At 64.4% G+C, this 20305-nt stretch carries 11 protein-coding genes; 4 read left to right on the forward strand and 7 right to left on the reverse strand.

What is annotated here, in order from left to right; all coding sequences use genetic code 11:
- Position 1: 1 nt before the first annotated feature.
- From kduI to BR78_RS0106895, 4 genes are all read right to left on the reverse strand, one after another.
- Positions 2-838, reverse strand: coding sequence for a 5-dehydro-4-deoxy-D-glucuronate isomerase (kduI, locus tag BR78_RS0106880; protein WP_025560475.1), 837 nt, complete (start codon positions 836-838; stop codon positions 2-4).
- Positions 839-855: 17 nt separating this feature from the next.
- Positions 856-2007 carry a glycoside hydrolase family 88/105 protein gene (locus BR78_RS0106885; RefSeq protein ID WP_025560474.1) on the reverse strand — a complete coding sequence of 384 codons (1152 nt, stop codon included), beginning with the start codon at positions 2005-2007 and terminating at the stop codon, positions 856-858.
- A gap of 85 nt (positions 2008-2092) precedes the next feature.
- Positions 2093-5047 (reverse strand): TonB-dependent receptor, encoded by a 2955-nt coding sequence (locus BR78_RS0106890; protein ID WP_025560473.1) that lies wholly within the window; start codon positions 5045-5047, stop codon positions 2093-2095.
- Between the two features lie 276 nt (positions 5048-5323).
- Positions 5324-6124 carry a FadR/GntR family transcriptional regulator gene (locus BR78_RS0106895; RefSeq protein WP_025560472.1) on the reverse strand — a complete coding sequence of 267 codons (801 nt, stop codon included), beginning with the start codon at positions 6122-6124 and terminating at the stop codon, positions 5324-5326.
- 83 nt (positions 6125-6207) lie between these two features.
- Here BR78_RS0106895 and BR78_RS0106900 point away from each other — a divergent pair, with 83 nt between their 5' ends.
- The 3 genes from BR78_RS0106900 to BR78_RS0106910 are packed head-to-tail and all read left to right on the forward strand — an operon-like array spanning position 6208 to position 11628.
- Positions 6208-9438 carry a glycoside hydrolase family 2 TIM barrel-domain containing protein gene (locus BR78_RS0106900; protein ID WP_025560471.1) on the forward strand — a complete coding sequence of 1077 codons (3231 nt, stop codon included), beginning with the start codon at positions 6208-6210 and terminating at the stop codon, positions 9436-9438.
- A complete protein-coding gene (locus BR78_RS0106905; RefSeq protein ID WP_029935785.1) occupies positions 9435-10346 on the forward strand; it encodes a DUF4861 family protein in 912 nt (303 codons plus the stop codon). The genes BR78_RS0106900 and BR78_RS0106905 overlap by 4 nt, the downstream gene beginning before the upstream one ends.
- A gap of 28 nt (positions 10347-10374) precedes the next feature.
- Positions 10375-11628, forward strand: coding sequence for a DUF2264 domain-containing protein (locus BR78_RS0106910; RefSeq protein ID WP_025560469.1), 1254 nt, complete (start codon positions 10375-10377; stop codon positions 11626-11628).
- A gap of 114 nt (positions 11629-11742) precedes the next feature.
- Here the strand turns inward: BR78_RS0106910 and BR78_RS0106915 are convergent, their stop codons facing one another.
- From BR78_RS0106915 to BR78_RS0106925, 3 genes are all read right to left on the reverse strand, one after another.
- Positions 11743-14667 (reverse strand): TonB-dependent receptor, encoded by a 2925-nt coding sequence (locus tag BR78_RS0106915; protein ID WP_029935787.1) that lies wholly within the window; start codon positions 14665-14667, stop codon positions 11743-11745.
- Positions 14668-14904: 237 nt separating this feature from the next.
- Complete coding sequence (locus tag BR78_RS0106920) at positions 14905-16314, reverse strand: glycosyl hydrolase family 28 protein (RefSeq protein WP_025560467.1); 1410 nt, start codon at positions 16312-16314, stop codon at positions 14905-14907.
- Complete coding sequence (locus tag BR78_RS0106925) at positions 16311-18050, reverse strand: glycoside hydrolase family 43 protein (protein ID WP_051683211.1); 1740 nt, start codon at positions 18048-18050, stop codon at positions 16311-16313. Before BR78_RS0106925 ends, BR78_RS0106920 begins: the two co-directional genes overlap by 4 nt.
- Before the next feature lie 139 nt (positions 18051-18189).
- On the opposite strand from BR78_RS0106925, the gene BR78_RS20415 reads away from it, so the two are divergent.
- Positions 18190-20136 carry a glycoside hydrolase family 97 protein gene (locus BR78_RS20415; protein ID WP_051683212.1) on the forward strand — a complete coding sequence of 649 codons (1947 nt, stop codon included), beginning with the start codon at positions 18190-18192 and terminating at the stop codon, positions 20134-20136.
- Positions 20137-20305 lie beyond the last annotated feature (169 nt).

A 20305-nucleotide genomic window follows, 5' to 3' on the forward strand; every position in this document is an offset into this window, starting at 1 on the left:
GTCATTGCAACTGGCAGATGTCGACGACGTCCATGTCATTGTAGTCGAGATTCTCGCCCGCCATGGCCCAGATGAAGGCGTAGTTGCTTGTTCCCGCGCCCATATGGACGGACCAGGGCGGCGAAATGACGGCTTCTTCATTCCCCATTACGATGTGCCGGAGGGCGTCGGGGTGGCCCATATAGTGGAAGATGCGGCTGTCGTCGTCGAGGTCGAAATAGAGGTATATCTCCGATCGCCTCTCATGGACGTGGGGCGGCATCGTGTTCCAGACGCTGCCCGGCTCGAGGCGCGTGAGGCCCATGCAAAGTGATGCGCTCTGACAGGTGTGCGGCAAAAGCAACTGATAGATGGTTCTCGCATTCGAGGCCTCGAGGCTGCCGCGCTGTAGGGGCTGGACATCGGCCGCAGTGATCTTGCGGAGCGGAAGGGCCGCGTGCGCCGGCACCGACAGCAAGTAAAAGCGGGCGCCATCCCCCGAGAAGGTGACCTCACGCGAACCCATTGGGACGTACAGCGCCTCGTATTTCGCAAGCTGCATGGACTCGCCGTCTATGCAGACGATGCCGTCACCGCGGCCGATGTTCACGATCCCGAGTTCGCGACGTTCCAGAAACGGGTGCCCGGCGGCGCTCTCGGGTTCGGTATGATCCGGGAGCCGGAGCATATCCCCGCCGGGAACGGCGCCCCCGATCACGAATCGTTCGCCGTGCGAATAGGTCAGCACGATCTCGCCTTGTCGAAAGAGATCGGTGACGAGGTGACGGTCGCGCAGGACCTCATTCGAGGCACCCACCATCATGTCCGGATGGGCCGCGTGATAAATCTTCTTGAACAATGTCGCTTCCCCGGCCGTCACAGGCCGCGCTTGTCGAGAGCGGCCACTTGCGTGGCGGCGAGGAGGAAGCCTCCGACTCCGTAATATTGGGTATCGGCGGGCTCGACCTTCTCGGGACGGTCGCTCACCTGCTGCACGTAGCCGAGCCGCCCATCCGGCTGGATCGCGCGTTGAAGCGCTGCCCAACCCCGGCGCGCTGCGGGCTCATATTCGGCGCGCGGCAGCAGCCCGGTGTTGATCCCCCATGCGAGGCCGTAGGTGTAGAACGCAGTGCCGCTCGTCTCGGGCGGCGAGCCTTCAGGCGCGAGCAGCGACGGCGCCCAATAGCCGTCCGGTTTCTGCAGCGCCTTGAGCCGCGCGGCCATCTGGAGGAACAGCCCCTCCATCCGATGCCGGTCGGCTGTGCCCCTGTCGAGCAATGGGATGGCGCGCGCCATGCCCGCGAACACCCAGCCATTGCCGCGGCTCCAGAACTCCTTGCGGCCCTTCGCGTCGCGCCGCTCGAAGAAGCGGCTGTCGCGATAATAAAGGCGCTCGGCCGGATCGTAGAGGAAATCCGTGGTCGCCCAGAATTCGCGCATCGCGAAATCACGGTAGCGCGCATCGCCGGTCTGGAGCGACATATCGAGAAAGGCCGGCGGCGCCATGAATAGAGCATCGCACCAGCACCAGCGCTTCAGGCATTCGGCCGCACCATAGCCCTCGGGCGGGATGTAGAAAGCGAGCGAAGTGATCGCGGGCTCGTTCATCACGCGATCGAAGGCGCGCCGCGCCGGCGCCCGCGCCGTTTCGCCCGCGCCGTTGCGGGCGGCCCAGAGATAGGCTTGGGTGATGGCGTGATCGTCGGCGAAATAGGGCTTTTCGCCCGGCAACCACCGATTGGCGGCACCCATGTCGAGAATCGCCTGGCGAACGCGCGGCGGCGCGCCCGCGTCGGCGAGCGCGGTCATGCCCACCCAGAATACCGCCTGCTCCCATGCGCGCGGGTTCCGCGTCTCGCCCGTAGCACGCGACACGGTGCCACCGTGCATCTGGCCGAGCTGCCAGTCGGCGAGCCGCACCGCAGCCGCGAGCGGCGACGCCGCCGGCCTTACCGCCACCGGACCTTGCGCCAGACTCGCCGAGGGGATCGCGGCCGACAGGGCCAGCGCCAGTGCGAGATGCTTCATGTGCCGCCTCCAGATCGCGCGAATGCAGATCGGTTCTTCTAAAAATGAGGACGCCTGCCGATTCAAGCGCCCCCAGGGGGAGATGTCAGAACCTGCCGCGAATGCCGAAGGAGATCGTCGTTCCATTGAAGAACGAATTGTCGCGGCGGCTCAGACCGTTGCCGTCGGGCTGGGTCGGGTTCTCGTAATAGAAGAAGACGTTCTCGTTGGTGATGTTCAGCGCGTCGATCCGGAGCTCGAAGAGATCGTTGATCTTGTAGCTGACCGTGCCATCGAGGAACCCCTGCGGCGCCAGATACGGCACCTGGTCGTTGCCCGTGTTGGTCGAGTTCTGGCCCGTCTTGGCGCGGTAGTTATAGGAACCGCGGATCGAGAACGGACCCTTTTCGTAGAAGGCGGTGACGCTGTAGGTATAGTCCGGCACGCCCTGCATCGAGATGCGGTCTCCGTTCCGCAGCACGAAATCATCGCCCTCCTGATCGATGATCGTGAAGCTGCTGGTGATGCCCAGCCCGTCGAAGGGCTTGGGCAGGAACGTGAAGTTCTGCTGATAGGCCAGCTCCAGGCCCTTCAGCTTCAGCTCGTTCTGGTTCACCGTGATCGTACGGTCGAACAGGAAGTTCGGATCGATCGTGCTGCCGCCGAGCTGAGGCGGACAGGCCCCGGCGCCCAGCGAGGCGCAGTTGAACAGGTTCGAAGGCAGGCCCAGGGTGCCGAACGGGACACGCTCAATTACCGGGAACGGGCGATCGACGATGTTCTTCTGGAACACGCCCCCACTCAGCAGGCCGCCGGGCGCGAAATACCATTCGAGCGCGGCGTCGAACGTCGTGGCGAGCTGGGGACGGAGGTCCGGATTGCCGACGGTGACCGCGGGATTGAAGATGTTCGGCACCCGGGTGCCGGCCGCGATGGTTGCCAGCGAACCGCGCGTGATCGTCTGGCCCGCCGATCCCCGCAGCACGAGCTTCGGCGTGATGTCGAAGGCAAGGCTCGCTGACGGAAGCAGGTTCTGGTAGCCGCCCTCGCGCGTTGCCGGGGTGAAACCGCCACCAGGGGCAGACTGATAGTTGTTGATGAGAGTCTTGGTGTCCGAATAACGGATGCCGAAGTTGCCGCGCAGCGCATGGCCTGCGATCGGGATCTTGAAGCTGGTCTCGAAAAAGGCCGATTTGACGACTTCCTCGGCAGTGAAGGCCTGGTTGAGAGCGGGAGTGGCCGCGCGGTTCGCGCTATTGGCGTCCAGCACATCCATGACGAATTCGCGTGAGAAGGTCGCGAATTGCGAGGGGTATCCCGAGTTTCCGCCGTTCGCCAATGCGCCGAACTGGACGAACGGATCCATGTTCGCGAACACGCCGGTGGGGTTCGTGGCGAAGGTGCCGCCCTGCGGAAGCGCCCGGGTCGCGGCGATGCTGCTGCCGTCCTGCCGCTGAACCCGCTTGGTGGTCGACACATAGCTGCCGCCCAACTTGAGCGACAGCATCTGGTCTTCGCTGTCGACGGGTTTCCAGTCGAGCACCGCCCGGGCGGTCTTCTCCTTGTCGAACTCGTCGTTGATCGCGAAGCCGAGGGACGGCGCCCGGTAATTCGCCGTGTTGGTGAAGTCGACGGGCGAGCTGATCGTCGGATAGGTGATGTTACCCGAGGGATCGAAGGTCGTCGTGATGCCGTAGATGTTCGAGACGATGCGGTTCTCGGAATAGACGGCCGTGCTCTCGCTGATGTTGCCCTGCGCAGAGAGCTTCATCGTGTCGGTGATGTCATAGGCCGCCCGGACGATGCCGTATTTAAATTTGGTGTGGGAGTCGCGGTAGAAGCTCTCCGTCAGGATGCTCGAATTCCCGAACGTGCCGTACAAATTGTTGTATTGGTCGATATGCACGTCGAGCGGGATCAGGCCCGAGTTGGTCCCCGTGCCGGGCGCCGAGGTGCTGCCCGCCACGGTACGCGAGTTGCGCACGGGAACGCCGAAGGTGAACTCGTCGGTCTGATCGGTCAGGTCGGCATAGATACCGTCGATGCTCGCCTCGAAACGGTCGCTCTTGTACTGGAGCGATCCGACGAAGCCGAGGCGTTCGCGCTCGTTGTTGGACGCGAAGACGCGGTAAAAGCGCGGCAGATAGGCATTTTCCACCTGCGAGCGGGTCAGGCCGCCCAGATTGGCGAGCGGACTGTCGAGATTGAGCTCGAAATTGAAAGGGCCGCTCGTGTTCGCGGGCACCGGGTTTGCCGGCGTCGCATAATAGGGACGACGGCCGAGCGCCGACGAATTGTAGCCGCTGGTGCCGCCCCCAGTCGACTGGAAGCCCGAACGCTCGTTCACGTTCTGCGCATAGGCCACGCCGAACAGCGCGCCGAAATTGCCCCAGGTATCGCTGAGCAGCAGCGAGCCGCGCGGCCGCCACTCCTTTGACTGCGTGTTGTAATTTGCCTGCGCCGTGTAGCGGATCACCCGGCCCGCGCTGTCGAACGGACGCGGGGTTTGCAGATCGACATTGCCGCCGATGCCGCCCTCCTCGAGATTGGCCTGTGGCGTCTTGTACACGTCGACCCGGCCGAACAGCTCGGACGGGAAGACGTCGTAATTGAAGTCGCGGCTCGAGCCGCCGACATTCATTGCCGAAGTCGTGCGGACGGGCGCGCCGTTGATCGTCGTGACGGTGAACTCGGAGCCGAGACCGCGAATGCTGATCCGCTGACCTTCGTTGGACGCACCGTCGCGCGACAGGATGACGCCCGGAATGCGCTGCAGCGAGTCGGCGACGTTCGCTTCGGGAAACTTGCCGATATCTTCGGCGACGATCGAATCGCGGAAGCCGATCGATTCGCGCTTGAGCTCGATCGCTTTGTTGAGACTGCCCCGGAACCCGGTGACGACGATCTCGTCGGCGGCGCCCTCTTCCTGCGCCGCCGCCGCGGGGGCGTCCTGCGGCGTCGCGGGGGCCGGATCCGCAGCCTGAGCAAAGGCTGGCGCGCCGGCGAGCATCACGATGAGAGCGCCAGCCGAGACGGCGCACGTAAGAACGTTCTTCCCCATTTTACCTCTCCCGCCACGTTCACGGTCAGCCGTGCGTGCTGGAAGTTATATGACAAGTTGTCGGAAGCGCGTCAATCAGCAGGCAATTACGCCGCCATCACACATGCGCGACAGATGACCATTCCCTAGGGAATCTGAGCATTTCGGCGACGAACCGGACGGATTCCGCGACTACGCGACCGCAAGAATGATATGATAACAACCCGAAGGCGCCGCCGCCGACACGTTCGCGATATGGCAAACACCGAATGCATCGGCCGCCCCGCTGACAGTCGCTCAGTCCGGCTGGATCGCGTCGCCGTGCAAAGGTCCCTTCATTCGCAGCGTCGCGCTCAACGTGGAGTGCCGGGTCAAGCTCTCGTGCATGTGCTGGCGCGCGGCCTCGCGGGCCCTGGCCGAATCCATTCTCACGATGGCGTCCACGATCGCTTCGTGCTCGGCCAAGACTTTGGCCGCATAGGATTGGTGGACTTCGTCGGGCTTGTCGCCCAGGTACAGGGTCCGCGAAGGCACCAGCCGCAGACCGAGGAACTCAACGAAGCGGACATAATATTCGTTCTGCGTTGCATGCGCGATAGCCAGGTGGAATGCGCTGTCCGCTTCTGCCGAGGCGCGCGGGTCGTCGCCCACTTCGATCATACGTTCCAGCGCTTCCCGGATCGCCCCGATATCGGCAGTTGTACGACGAGCGGCAGCAAGGCCCGCCATCTCCGTCTCGACCGCCAGGCGCATCTCGAGCAGCTTGATCACGTCCGCGAGCTCGTGGAGTTCGTCGCGCGTGATCTGGAACGCGCGATACTCCGCCGATTCCGCGACGAAGACCCCCGCTCCCTGGCGCGAAACCGTCAGGCCATGGGCGGAAAGCCGGGCCACGGCTTCCCTTACCACGGTGCGGCTCACATTCTCCGAAAGCGCGATCTCCTTTTGCGACGGTAGCCGCGAGCCGGCCTTCAACTCGCCCGAACGGATGCGAGTCTCGAGTTTTGCAAACAACTCGTCGGTCAGCGAGCCGGTCTTGCCACCCTCCCCAGTCGAGCCGCCAGCTATCTTGTGCGCGCCCTCAACTTGGCTTGTCATACTAATCTCCGGAAGCTACGCGTCCGTATCATCAATGAAGATGCTAGTCGATCCGGCTTCAGACCGGCGGGGAAGAGGATTTTATGCGATCAATCCGCGCACTTACGGCACTCTTCCTCGCGGGAATCCCTTTCGCGCTACCGGCCCAGGATCCCGCATCTCCCGTTCAACCCCAGGTGTCCCCCGATCGGCCCGATTGGGAGAATCCGGCAGTATACGCCACCAACAAGCAGCCTGCGCGCGCGACCGGCTTTCCGTTTGAGACTCGCGAGAAGGCGATGGCGGGTCACCGCACGAAATCCGAACGATTCCTGCCGTTGAACGGGCAGTGGAAATTCTCGTTTTCTCCGGATGCCGATCGGCTGCCGAAGGGCTTCGAACAGCCTTCCTTCGACGTTTCGGGATGGAAGGAGATCAAGGTCCCGGCGGACTGGCAGACCGAGGGATACGACCAGCCGCGCTACAACAACATCACTTACCCCTTCCCCGCTAATCGACCGCTCATCCCGCACGCCACCAACCCGGTCGGCTCCTACCGCCGCGATGTCGAAATGCCCGCCGACTGGAACGGTTCGGACGTCATCCTGCACATCGGCGCGGCCGGCTCGGCTTATTACGTCTGGGTCAATGGCGAGAAGGTCGGCTATTCCGAGGATTCGAAGCTTCCATCCGAGTTCGACGTGACTCGCTTCGTGCGCCCCGGCAGGAACACGGTGGCGATCCAGATCTTCCGCTGGTCGGACGGATCCTATCTCGAGGATCAGGACTTCTGGCGCGTCTCCGGGATCGAGCGCGAGGTCTTCCTGATGGCCGCTCCCAAAACCCGCGTCCGCGATTTCTTCGTTCATGCCGGGCTGGATGAGCAGTACCGAAACGGGAAGCTGGCAGTCGACGTGGCAGTGACGCCCGGCCGTGAGGCGACTACCGCAAAGGCTGTCCTTCTCGACGGCGACCGGCGCGTTGCCGAAATCTCGAAAGCCGTGCCCGCCGGCTCGGGCGAGCGGACGGTGACGCTCGCCGCATCGATCGCCGACGTGAAGCCGTGGACCGCAGAGACGCCGAACCTCTACATGCTGCTGGTCGAGTTGTACGATGCCAAGGGCCAGATCATCCAGTCGACCTACAGTCGCATCGGCTTTCGCACGGTGGAGATCAGGAACGGCCTGGTCAGCGTGAACGGGAGACCCATCACGATTCGCGGGGTCAACCGCCACGAGCACGATCCCGAGACCTTCCACGTGATCTCGTACGAATCCATGGAACGGGACATCCAGTTGATGAAGCGCGCGAATATCAATGCGCTGCGCACCTCGCACTATCCGAACGATCCACGCCTGTACGAGCTCGCCGACAAATACGGGCTCTATGTGATGGATGAGGCGAATATCGAGAGCCATGGCTACATGGACTGGGCGAACAAGCACCCCGAGGTGCGCGGGCGCTACCAGATCGGTTTCGATCCCGCATGGGAGGGCGCACATGTCAGCCGCGTGACCAACATGGTCGAGCGCGACAAGAACCACCCGTCCATCATCTTCTGGTCGCTGGGCAACGAGGCGGGGATCGGGCCGAACTTCAACAAGGCCGCCGCGGCGGTCAAGGCGCGCGATCCGGCGCGTCTCGTCAGCTATCTCGGCTGGGGCACCTGGGCCGGCGTGTCCGATCACCGGCCCAACGACTATGCCGACATCTACGCGCCGATGTACGACAGCGTCGAGAAGATGATCGACTATGCGGAAAACTGGGCATTCCGGCAGCCGATGATCCAGTGCGAATATGCGCATATGCAGGGCAATTCGGGCGGCAACCTCAAGGAATATTGGGACGCGATCTACGCGCATTCCGACAAGCTCCAGGGCGGGTTCGTCTGGGACTGGGTCGATCAATCGATGTATCGGTACACCGCCGATGGCCGCCGATATTGGGGCACGGGCGGCGAATACGGGCCCAACCCCGGCGGCGACATCGAATTCGGCGACGGGCTGAACCAGCCCGACCGCACGCCCAATCCGCACCTGTTCGAGATCCGGAAGGTTTATTCGCCGATTCAGTTCTCGAACTTCGACGCCACGGCCGGGACGCTGACGGTCACCAACCGCCATGACTTCGTCGACCTGTCGAACTACGATTTCGGTTTCGAGGTGCTGGAGGATGGTGTGTCCGTGGCGACGGGACAGCTTCCGGCGCTACATGTTCCGGCGCGCGGTCACGAGACGGTTGCGATCGCGCTGCCTGCCTTCACCCGCAGGCCCGGTGCCGAATATGTCCTGACGGTAAGCGCCCGCGCCAAGGCCGGAGCAATCCCCGCCGTGGACGCGGCGGCGGTAATCGGATGGGAACAGTTCGTGCTTGGGCGCGCCCCGGCGAGCACGCCACCGCTCTCGGGCAATGTCGCCCTCACGGACAGCCAGGGGCAAATCCGCCTCGCAGCCCGGGACGCCGAATTGGTCCTCGACCGCAAGACCGGCCTCATCGAGCGCTACGCGGTCAATGGACAACCCCTTCTCCATGGCGGCGCACCCAATTTCTATCGGGCGCTGACCGATAACGATATCGGCACGGGGCTCGAGAAATCACACGGAATCTGGAAGAACGCGTCGGCGGAGCGTGTCGTCCAGAGCATTGAAGCGCGCCGGCTCGGCAACAGCGCGGCCGAAGTGACGATCCGCTATTCGGTCGGCGGCGGTGCCGCGGCGTTCGTCTCCCGCTATCGCATGGCCGGCGACGGATCGGTCCGGGTCGAAGGCGATTTCACGCCGCTCAAGCCGGACCTGCCCGATCCGCTACGCGTGGGGCTGTTCTTCTCGATGCCTACGCGCATCGACACGGTTTCATGGTATGGCCGGGGCCCGCACGAAAGCTACCAGGACCGCAAGACCGGCGCGCCGCTGGGCCTCTGGCGGGGCAAGATCGCCGACCAGAATCACGATTACATGCGCCCCCAGGAGACCGGCAACAAAGTGGACGTCCGCTGGATGGAATTGCTCCAGCCGGGCGTTGGCGGATTGCGTGTCCGTGGCGATGCGCCGTTGTCGATGAACGCACTTGCGTTTCCCTATGACGATCTCACCCGTCGCCCTCCCGGCACGCGGCGGAGCACCGACATCGTGCCGCATGGCGAGGTTTCGCTGATGGTCGACGCGATTCAATCCGGCGTCGGCGGAGACAATGCCTGGGATGCCGGCGGACGGCCATTGCCCCAATACCGGGTCCCGCTGAAGCAGACGCGCTACAGCTTCACGCTGACGCCCTTCGCGGGCGACGGCACCACGCCCGATCGGGCCAAGCCCGCAACGGCCAAGGACCTGCAATGAACCGCCGGCTTTGCGCCGCGGCGGCTGCCGTGCTGCTCGCCGGTTCAAGTCTCGCCCAGGACATGCCGCCGGTCGTAAGCCCCCTGCCGCCCGCGCCGGATCAGTCACCCCGCGCAGCGGTGGCGCTCGCCGACTACCGGTACGACGATCTTCTCTGGGAAAATGATCGCACCGCGCATCGCATCTACGGCCACGCGCTGGAGGCGGCAGAGCCGCCCTCGGGGTCAGGAATCGACAGCTGGGGCAAGAACGTGGCCTGGCCGTTCATGGACCGGCAGCTGCGCACCGGCGACCAGCACGCCTATCACGGCGAGGGTCTCGACTTCTACAATGTCGGGACCGGACGCGGCGCCGGCGGCCTGGGCATCTGGCTCGACAACAAGCTGTGGACCTCGCGCAACTATCGCAGCTACCGGATCCTGAAGAACGGGCCCGACACAGCCGATTTCGAAGTCGATTATGCTCCCTGGCCCGTCGATGTGGCGCGGAGAGTGTGGGAGAAACGGCGGTTCACCCTTCCGCTCGGCACGCATTTTACGCGGATGGTATCGACGATCCGGTCGGACAAGCCGAGGCCGCTACTCGTGGGGATCGGCATCGGCAAGCGCACCACCGGCGACGGCGGCGAGTTGACCGTCGATCGCACGCGCGGCCTGCTCTCCTGGTGGGGCCCCGGGGATCCGCATCACGGGCGCATGGCGATCGCGCTGCGGGTCGATCCGGCGATGATCGCCGAGATACGGCAGGACGCAGACAATCATCTCGTGCTGCTCAAAGTCACACCGGGCAAACCGTTCGTCTATTATTCCGGCTCGGCCTGGAGCCTGGGCGAGGGCGGCTTCCACAGCCGTGAAGCGTGGGACCGCTACGCCGCCGCGGAGCGGCTCGATTTCCGGTTGCCGCGCTGACCGCGCCTCCAGCAAGGATACACGCCCAATGGAACGCCGCCGCTTCCTCGCCTCTGCCTTGGTCACCGGAACCCTTGCCGCGACGGCTCCGGGCGTCGCCGCCGCACAGCGCAAGCCCGCGGCGGGCGACCGGAGCTACATGCTCGAAATCCTCGCCCGCATGGCGGAACCGGTATTGGGCCCGATGTCCGAAGGTCGACTACACGCGGCGTTCGAGCCGGAGCTCAGCCCGACCTGGGATGGGCGTAATCCCAAGGTGGCATATCTCGAATGTTTCGGGCGGCTGATATCCGGAATCGCACCCTGGCTTGCCCTTCCCGACGATGAGACGCCCGAGGGGCATCTGCGCGCGAAACTGCGCCGGCAGGCACTCGCCAGCTACGCGCACTCGGTCGATCCGGCGAGCCCCGACTATCTGCTATGGAAAGCCGAGGGCCAGCCACTCGTCGATTCGGCCTATTTCACCAATGCCTTTCTGCGCGCGCCGAAGCAGCTCTGGGATCCGCTCGACGCTGCCACCAAGCAACGGGTGGTGCGGGAGATCCAGGGCCTGCGCCGCGTGCCGCCTCCCTATACCAACTGGCTGCTGTTCGCGGCGATGAACGAGGCGTTCCTGCTCTCGATCGGCGAGCAGTGGGACCCGATCCGGATCGACCTCGCGGTTCGCAAGATCAACGAATGGTATGTGGGCGACGGCTGGTATGCGGATGGGCCGCGCTTCCACTTCGATCACTATAACTCGTATGTAATCCAACCCATGCTCGTCGAGATCCTAGAGGTGCTCGTCGCGACCGGGGCCAGGTTCAACAAACTCAACGCGCCGGAGCTGCTCGAGCAGGCGTATAAACGGATGCAGCGGTTCGGCGAGCATCTCGAGCGGCTGATCGGGCCGGACGGCAGCTATGCGCCGATCGGGCGGTCGCTCACCTATCGCACGGCGGTCTTTCAGCCGCTGGGACTGCTCGCCTGGCGCAAGAGGCTCCCCAAATCGTTGCCCGAAGGCCAGGTCCGTTCGGCGACTCTCGCCGCGCAACGCGCGATCTTCCGCAATCCTTCGAACTTCGACGGAAAGGGCTATCTCACGATCGGCTTCGCCGGACATCAGCCGACGCTCGGCGACATCTATTCGAACGCCGGCAGCATGTACATCGCGGCAGAGAGCCTCATTGCGCTGGGTCTATCCGCTAAGGACGGCTATTGGACCGCGCCCGGCCTGCCATGGACCACCAGGAAAGCCTTCAGCGGCGAGGCGTTCCCCAAGGACTACTACGTCGATTACTAGATCCCACGGCATGCGATTCTGTCCCAAAGAAACGGGCTGCGATCGACGACCGCAGCCCGCTTAGTACCCGAGGCCGCAGAGACCAGCTCCGCATACCTCGGGGGGACAATCGAATCAGTTGCCGAAGCGGAACCGCACCGCCGCGCTGAAATTCCGGCCATTGTAGAAGTGCTGGCGCTCGATCCCCGTCGTCATGCCGGGCTCGCCAACGAAGCGATCCGCCGCGGCATTGGTGAGATTTTCGGCGTTCAGCGATAGCGTCAGCTCCGGCAGGAGCTTGAAGCTTACCGAAGCGTCGAGGAGCCCGAACGGACGAATATAGCGTCCGTCGATCGGGTTTGCCGCCGCGCCGAACAGGATCGATTCCGATCGATAGGTGTAGGCCAGGCGCGCAGTGACCAAATCGTCTTCGTAGAAGCCCGAGGCCGTCCAGTTATACTTGGAAGTGAAAGGCTGCGGCGTATCGACGAGCACCCCATTCAGGATCAGCGGGTTTTTGGTGTCCACATAAGTGAACGACCCCGACACGCCGAAACTGCGCAGGAACTTGGGAACGAAATCATAATCGAAGAATGTCTGGCCGGATATCTCGAAACCCTTGGCCCATCCGCTCTGCGCATTCACGGTCTGCGTGATGTAATATTGTCCGCCGGTACAGTTATTGGCGGCGGTCCCGGCATAGGCCGGATACGTCGTCACCGTTTCGCACTGCGAAATGCCGCTGAAGAAGCCCTTCACGTCCTTGTAGAACAGGGCAAGCGCGACATAATTGACCGGCGAGAAATAGTGCTCGATCGAGATATCGTAATTATCCGCCTTTTGCGGCCCGAGATCGGGGTTGCCCTTGCTGCCGGTGCCCGTGGCGGTGTTTACCAGAATCGTGGGGTTCAGGGCGTCGGTGCCCGCGCGGGTGATTCCCTTGCCGTAACCAAGGCGCAGGATCGTGTCCGGCGTTATGCGCCACGAAAGGTTCGCACTCGGCAGCACATCCCAGCGTGAGGTATTCGTCTCATTGGGTATGATGACGATGGGCGACGTCGGAGTCGCCTGCGAATTGACCATGGCGCGCGCGAAGCCTTCCGCGCGGACGGCGCGGACGCCGATATTGCCCTGGATCCGATCGTCGAGGAACGCGAAGTCCGCCGCGCCATAGACCGCGTAGGTCCGCTCGCGGATATAGCGGCGATTCAGCAGGTTCTCCGCGAGATTATCCTCGGGCAGGATGCCCGCATTGGGGAAGCGCGCGCGGACATTGTCACCCAGCAGCGCGTCGGGCGAGAATGTCAGATAGCCGCCGCGATAGCCCATCTCGCCGTTCATGAAGTTGGTTGGCGAGGTTTCGAACATGTCGGCGTAGCTGAGGATCGGGATGGCGTTCGACTGATTCGCCGCGAGCGCCGCGCCGTCGGTGGTCAGGTTACGGCTGAACGAATAGTTGCGATACCGGCTCTCGAGCACCGAATAGCGGGCACCGGCCTTCAGGGCCTTGATGAAGGAGTCGCGGGGCCGGTAGCGCAGATCCAGCGCGGCCGCGCCGGAATTGTCGTCCCAGGCCTGGTTGGTGCCGTTGGCATAGTTGTTGAAGACCCAATTGGCGGGATTGGCGAGATCCGGCCCCGAAATGGTGAATTGGGCCGGCTTCGTCGTGAGATCGCGCGTGACATCCCAGCCGAGGCCCGCGCGCCCGGCGGCCGTGACCGAGCGATTGTCGGTCGAGCGGTCAGCCTTGACGTACGAATAATCGAAATGAATGTCGAACTCGTCGCTCACCTGCCACTTCGCGCCGCCGGCGAGCAGATAGGAAATGTAGTTGCTCCGCTCGTCGCCGCCGATCGAGGCAGCCGTTGACCCGAGGAAGGTGCCCGAGGCCAGGCGCGTTCCCGACAGCAGCTCGTTGGTGCCGCCGTTGCTGTTCCGATTCGCCAGCTCCTCGTCGATCGTGAACGGAATTGTCGTCAGACCCTGGACATAACGCGAGTTGGCGATGTTCAGGAACCGGTAGTTCTGATGGTATTGGTAATAAGTGTAGTTGCCGTCGAGGTAGAATTCGAGGCGAGGCGTCGGCTTGTACTGGAAGGATCCGGCCAGCCCTTTGCGGGTGCGCAGATAGTCTTCCTGGAAGACATTGTGTCCCTCTGTCACGGTCGAGACGAGATTGGCGCGATCGGCGGCCGAGAGCGCCAGGGGATTGGCGACGTCCGCGAGATAGACGACGTCCGACCTGCCCGCATAGGCGGAGTTGAGGTTGAGGCCGGTGCCCACATTGGCGGCGTATTCGGCGCTGTCGCCGCGGATCGGCCGGCGGATCGAAGTGCCGCCACCCGCCGGATTGTTGTCGCCACGATTGAAGCTGCGAGACCAGGAACCGGCGAGAAGCAGGCCCATCTCGCCGTCGCCGACGTTCCACCTGGTCGAGCCGAGCAGGAACAGCTCGGGCTGCACCTTCTTGCCGAGCTCATTGTACCGGCCGCCAACCGAGCCCGACACGACCGTGCCCGTGAAATCGAGCGGCCGGCGCGTGCGGATGTTGATGAGGCCACCGATGCCGCCCTCGATATGTTCGGCGGAGGGATTCTTGTACACGTCGATGCCGGCGACGAGGCCGGGGCTCGCGCCTTCGACGTTGAATTCGCGCCCGCCCGCCGTGATGAAGGCGCGCCCGTCGACTTGCGACGAAGTCTGACCCGACAGGCCCCGGATCGTGAGGCCGCTTCCCTGCCCGACCGGCGAGGCCGACTCGCCGCCGAACCGGTAGGCTTGCACGCCCGGGACACGCGAGAGCGTCGCCGCCACATTGTTGTCGGGCAGCTTGCCGATGTCCTCGGCGCTGATCGTATCCAGTATCTCGTTGGTGTTCTTCTTGCGCTGGGCCGACGACTGGAGGCTCTCGCGGATGCCGGTGACGACGATCGCGTCGGTTTCCGCTGCGGTTTGCTGGCTCGACGTCGTTTCCGCAGGCTGTGGAACATCCTGCGCCCAGGCAGGCACGGCAGCCGAAGTGCACAGAAGCGCGGCGGCCAATTTAGAAAGCGTTCTCATGATCCTCTCCTAATCTCCCTGTTCAGCTGACCGGTCGGGAGAGGAGGGTCGTTGCCTCCGCAGAATCCGCTCTCCCCACTCGCCTGGCTGGCCGTTGGGCTGCCGGTCTGTTATCGGTAGCAGAAGTTCTGATATCGATAACAGAATATGTCAACAGGGTTCTTTGCGAATTGACCGGTGCACCGCGTTTTTGAGTCGACGGGGAGGTTGGGCCTGCCTGAGCCCGGCCAGGAACCGCTACCGGACAACGAGATCGTCCACGAAGGGCCCTATGTCGATGTCGGAGCGCTTGATTCGCTTGCCGCCGACAGTGACGTTGTCGATCCTGATCCCGCGAACGCGGCGGTCCGCCGAATGGCCGGCAATGACGGGACGATTAATGTCCCCGCCTTTGAAGTGGACGTTGCGGATGATGATGTTTTCGATCCCGCGCCCCGGGGCGTTGCTGTACTTTGCGTTGAATACCGCCCGGAAGTTGAACAGCATTCCTTCCTGGATGTCATCGATCCGGATGTCCTCGAAGCGGACGTCGCGCACCAGATTGTTGTCGCCGTCGGTGATCGCCATCGCGCCCTGATAGTCGCGGTCGTCCTCGTCATGGCCGAGGATGTCGATATTGCGGAACTCGATATCCTCGAGCGTTTCCGCTGCGTGCGGAGTGCCGTGCAGGCCGATGTTGATCGGATGGGCGACGTCGGCCCAGAGAGTCGAATTGGCGATCCGGTAATTGCGCGCGTCACCCTTATACTCCCAGCGGCCGCCGTAGATCGCGATCGTGTCGTCCGAATTGCGCATGAACACGCCGTCGACGCGCACGTCGGAGCAGCTCATGAAATCCAGTCCGTCGCTCCAGCTCGACGCGCTGAGCGATTTGAGGTTCCGGATGGTGACGCCCACCGACTGGCCGCAGAACACCGAATAATGGTTCGGATTGAGCACGATCGGCCCGTCCACCGTGACATTGCGCGAATTGGCGATGGTGATGCCCTCTTGCGGGCGATCGATGATGCCGTGCCCGACGATGCGGACATTCTCCGCGTCGCGGATTTCGATATTGCCTTGCACGAGCGCGCCGCCGGCAAGCACGACGATGGTGTTGGAAGGGATGCGGAAGCTCTTCTGCCCTTCGGGGAGCGGATGGGTACCGGGACCGAAATAGACGACGCCAGGCCCGGGCGAAGGCAGCGCCTGCTCCGGCGCATTGGCGAAGAGATGCAGATTGTGCAGCCGGTCGCCGTCGAACTCGACCGAGATATTCGCGGGCTTCTCAAGACGAAAATAGGCGGTGTTGCCCACCAGCTTCGCGCGCACGCCGGCCGAGTCTGGGCGGACCTCGACTCGGTGCACGTCGCCGTTGTTCTTCTTGACCGCGACCTCCACCGGACCAGCGATGTCGAAGAACACCATCGAAGCGTCCTGCGGCCGATCGAGATCGACCTTCGCATTATATTCGTACAGGTCGCGCCATTCACCGCCGGGGCGGCGCACACGGACGGTGAAATCGTCGTTGAGGTACGACCAGAAGGCCTTGCCCGCGGGCGGTTCGTGGATGCGCAGTCCGACGTCGGCCGTCTGCGCCGCCGCGGGAATGGACGCCAGCGAAAGCGGGGCACAGAGAAGCGCCGCGAAGGTGTGGGCAATGGTCATCGCGTGATCCTGAACCAGTCGAAGTCGGCGAACCCGACCGATGTCGCGACGCTGGCGGGCGTTCCGTCCTGCGCCTGGGCGAAGAGGCCGATCTGCGCGCCGACCCACCGGCCGGGCCGGGTTTCGAACTCCGCGCCGAGCGGCACGAACGCCTTGCCGTCGAGGCTGTAGCTGAACCGCACGCGCGCATGCGTTTCGCGCAGCATCGACGGCCAATAGGGAGCGAAGCCGGGCGGATCGACCTGCACCGTCACCGGTTCCGCATGCAACCTTAGCCATATCGGCGCTCCGCCAGCGACGGTCGGTCCGAAGCTGCGCTGCTCGGCCTTGGCGGGCTCGACACCGTCGCGCCAGCCCTGGACGAGCCGAACCGCGTCGCCGCTGCGCTCCAGACCGACCCACGCGTAATGCTGCCCCAGGACCGCCAGGCCCGCACGCTCTCCCGCGCAGAGCGGCCGGAACCGGACCAGCGTCGTCGCGGTGAACGCCGGACCCGGCAGCTTCTGGGACAGCAGATTGCCGGCTTCATAGAGATTGGCCGAGCCGCTGATCGACTTCAGGCGCAGATTGCCGTCCGCCGGCGACAGCCAGTCCTCGCCCGGGTTGCTGTTCCACTGCCAGGCGAGTGACAGCGGCCCGTCGAACGCGTCGTCAGCCACCGGCGCGCTTCGCGGCTGCGGGCTTACATTCGGCTTCCGGTGTTGAAGCACGGGTTCGCCCCGTCCGTCCCGGTCGGGATCGGCGCCGATGACCGGCCATCCCCCACGCCAGCGCATCGGCTGGAGATGGACGACGCGGCCATAACTGTCGCGGTCCTGGAAATGCAGGAACCAGTCTTCGCCCGACGGCGTCGTGACCCACGCGCCCTGGTGTGGCCCGTTGATCGCAGTCGCTCCCTGATCGAGGACATTGCGCCCCTCATACGGCCCCTGGATGCGGCGGCTGCGGAACACGCCCTGCCATCCCCCCTTCACGCTGCCGCTGGGAGCGAACACATAATACCAGCCGTCGCGCTTATAGAGCTTCGGCCCTTCGGTGGTCTGCCAGGGGCGGAGGCCGAGACTCGTCTTGACGGGCGGCAGCGCGGCGCCGTCGATGATCGTGCGCCCCTCTCCCACCGCCCTCGTGCCGCCCGCGTCGAGCCGCTTCAGGACGATCAGATTGGACTTGCCCGCACGGCTGCCCGCGAAGGCGTGGACAAGCCAGCCGGTGCCGTCATCGTCCCAGAAGGGAGCGGGGTCGATCGCTCCCCGGGTCGCGTCGACGAGCTCAGGCGCGGACCAGGGGCCGCGAGGATCGGTGGCGGTCACCACGAAGATCCCGAAATCCGGGTCCGGATAATAGATCAGGAAGCGGCCGTCGTGGTGGCGGATCGCCGGCGCCCAGACCCCGCCGCCCCGCCGCGGCGTGCGGAAATGCGCTATGGGCGGGACCGCCGGCAGGGCATGACCGATCAGCGTCCAGTTCACCAGGTCGCGCGAATGCAGGATCGGCAGGCCGGGGGCGTTGGCGAACGAAGACGCGGTCAGATAGAAATCCTCGCCGACGCGCACGACGTCTGGATCGGAATAGTCGCCGGCGAGGACGGGGTTGGCATAGGTACCGTCGCCGCGATCGGGGAACCAGCGCCCGTCGGCGGTCTGCGCATGCGCAGGGCTCAGCGTCGCGAGAAGCGTGGCGGACAGGGAAACACACCACAGCCGCCTGCTCTGCGTTCCGGGCCGGCCAGCCGCCATTTTCCAACTCTCCCTACTTTGCGTCTTGTCGTGGCAAGCACATCTGTTATCGATATCAGAATGCCGCGCGAGGCATGCGGACGCAAGAGATAATCGATATTCATAGCCGCCGGAATGACGGGCGGGAGAGGAAGCGGGAATGCTGATCGACCGGAGGGAGCTGATTGCAGGCGCGATCGCCGTTGCGGCGACGGGGGACGGCGCGCCGGCAGCGGCAAATCCGGTGGAATCACTGGAGATCCGCTCCCCGAACGGAAGGATCCGCGTCGCGCTCATCCTGCCGCGCCTGGGGGAGCCCTTCCCCTGCTGGTCAGCCAGTCTGGACGGCATGCCGGTCCTGGAAACATCGCGGCTGGCCCTGATCCTCCATGACGGAAAATCGCTCGGGCCCGGCGCGCGATACCTGCATCACCGCATGCGGGCGGAGGTAGAGCACTGGCGGCCGCCTTTCGGGATCGCCGAAATCTACGACGGCATGCGGAACGAGCTGGAAGTGGCGTTCGAAGATCCGGGCCGGGGCATGCAATTCGCCATCCGCCTCGCCGCGCATGATCATGGCGTCGCGGTGCGTTACGTCCTCCTCGGGGCGCAGCGCGTTCGCCTGGGTGGAGAAGCCACCCATTTGCGTTTCCCGAACGGTTCCCGGGTATGGAGCAGCCGCGACGAGGGCGAATATGCCGTGTCGGCGCCAGAGGCGATTGCTCCCGTGCCGCATCCCGATCTCACCGCGAGCACGGATCAGGGCCCGCTGGCCGATCTGCCACTCTATGTCGCGACGCCCGATGGCGTTGCCGTCAGCGTGTGCGAGGCGGACCGGCTCCATTATCCGCGAACCATGTTCCGCGGTGCCGGGACGGACACGGTCGTCACGCATCTCATGCGCTTCCCGGGGCGCGCGACCGGCTATTCCGGCCCCGGCGAGACGCACGCCGCGCCGGTCTTTGCCGTGGACGCGTCGTTCAAGACACCGTGGCGCGTGCTGCTGGTGTCGCGCAGCCCCGTGAAGCTGCTCGAGCAGGCGGGCCTCATCCAGTCGCTCGCAACGCCCAACCGGCTCGGGGATGTTTCCTGGGTGCGCCCGGGCCGCGCGTTCCGCATCCGCAAGCCCTACACCACCGAGCGCGCGCTCGCCTGCGTCGAGTTCGCGGCGAAACGCCGGCTCGAGTTCGTCGAGTTCGACGCGCACTGGTATGGCGACGGCACCGACCCGAGCGACGCCACGGTGCCGATAGCGGGGCTCGACATGGCGCGGATCATCGCTGCGGCGAAAGCCAGCGGGATCGGGATGATCCTCTACGTCGACCGGGTGCCCGCAATGCGGCAGCTCGATGCGATCGTCCGCACCTATCGCGACTGGGGCGTGGCGGGCATCAAGTTCGGGTTCGTCTGGGAAGGTCGCCAGGAAGACGTGGATTTCATCTACGATCTGGTCGAGCGTTGCGGACGTCACCGGCTGATGGTGAACCTCCATGACAATCTGAGACCGGCGGGTCTCGAGCGCACGCTGCCCAACTATATCGCGCTCGAAGGGGTGCGTGGCAACGAGCAGTTCCCGACCGCCCGGCACAACGTCACCCTGCCCTTCACGCGCGCGCTCGCGGGTCCGATCGACTATACGATCTGCTACGCCCACGAGCGGAACCAGACGACCAACGCGCACCAACTCGCGATGGCGGTCGTCTATTACAACCCGCTCACCTTCCTCTATTGGTATGACGAGCCGGACAAATATGCGTCGGACGCCGCCTGGCCCGAACTGCGCTGGTTCGACGAATGCCCGACGAGCTGGGACGAGACCGTCGCGCTTGGGGGCGCGATCGGCGAGCATGTCGCCGTCGCGCGGCGGCATGGCAAGCGCTGGTTCTTCGGAGCCATGACCAACGAAGCGGCACGGACCATCGAGCTGCCGCTCGATTTCCTCGGACGGGGCCGATGGCGTGCTACGATGTTCTCGGACGGCGCGCGGGCGGCGCAGCCGCGGGAGACGCCGGTCGCGATCTCCAGCCGCGATGTCCGCCCCTCGGACCGGCTGAAGCTCGACCTCGCGGCGAGCGGCGGTCAGGCGATCCTCTTCGAACCGCTTTAAGACGTATCGACGTTCAGCCTTCTTGATTCTCCCCGCCAGGGGAGGTGGCGCGCACAGCGCGACTGAGAGGACGGAAGCTAAATGTCGATTGGTCCTGGCGCCCTGGCCGTGGGACCGGGCGCGCTTGGCGATGAGCGGGAAACGGCGGGTCGCGTCGATGCCGCTATAT

This window comes from Sphingomonas sp. UNC305MFCol5.2, assembly GCF_000712135.1.
Taxonomy (GTDB): domain Bacteria; phylum Pseudomonadota; class Alphaproteobacteria; order Sphingomonadales; family Sphingomonadaceae; genus Sphingomonas.

What these genes read in the sequence shown, in the direction of transcription:
- BR78_RS0106920 (WP_025560467.1), bottom strand. Translation starts at nt 16,314, where the DNA reads ATGACCATTGCCCACACCTTCGCGGCGCTTCTCTGTGCCCCGCTTTCG.
- BR78_RS0106895 (WP_025560472.1), bottom strand. Translation starts at nt 6,124, where the DNA reads ATGACAAGCCAAGTTGAGGGCGCGCACAAGATAGCTGGCGGCTCGACT.
- BR78_RS0106925 (WP_051683211.1), bottom strand. Translation starts at nt 18,050, where the DNA reads ATGGCGGCTGGCCGGCCCGGAACGCAGAGCAGGCGGCTGTGGTGTGTT.
- BR78_RS20415 (WP_051683212.1), top strand. Translation starts at nt 18,190, where the DNA reads ATGCTGATCGACCGGAGGGAGCTGATTGCAGGCGCGATCGCCGTTGCG.
- BR78_RS0106890 (WP_025560473.1), bottom strand. Translation starts at nt 5,047, where the DNA reads ATGGGGAAGAACGTTCTTACGTGCGCCGTCTCGGCTGGCGCTCTCATC.
- BR78_RS0106885 (WP_025560474.1), bottom strand. Translation starts at nt 2,007, where the DNA reads ATGAAGCATCTCGCACTGGCGCTGGCCCTGTCGGCCGCGATCCCCTCG.
- BR78_RS0106910 (WP_025560469.1), top strand. Translation starts at nt 10,375, where the DNA reads ATGGAACGCCGCCGCTTCCTCGCCTCTGCCTTGGTCACCGGAACCCTT.
- BR78_RS0106900 (WP_025560471.1), top strand. Translation starts at nt 6,208, where the DNA reads ATGCGATCAATCCGCGCACTTACGGCACTCTTCCTCGCGGGAATCCCT.
- BR78_RS0106915 (WP_029935787.1), bottom strand. Translation starts at nt 14,667, where the DNA reads ATGAGAACGCTTTCTAAATTGGCCGCCGCGCTTCTGTGCACTTCGGCT.
- BR78_RS0106905 (WP_029935785.1), top strand. Translation starts at nt 9,435, where the DNA reads ATGAACCGCCGGCTTTGCGCCGCGGCGGCTGCCGTGCTGCTCGCCGGT.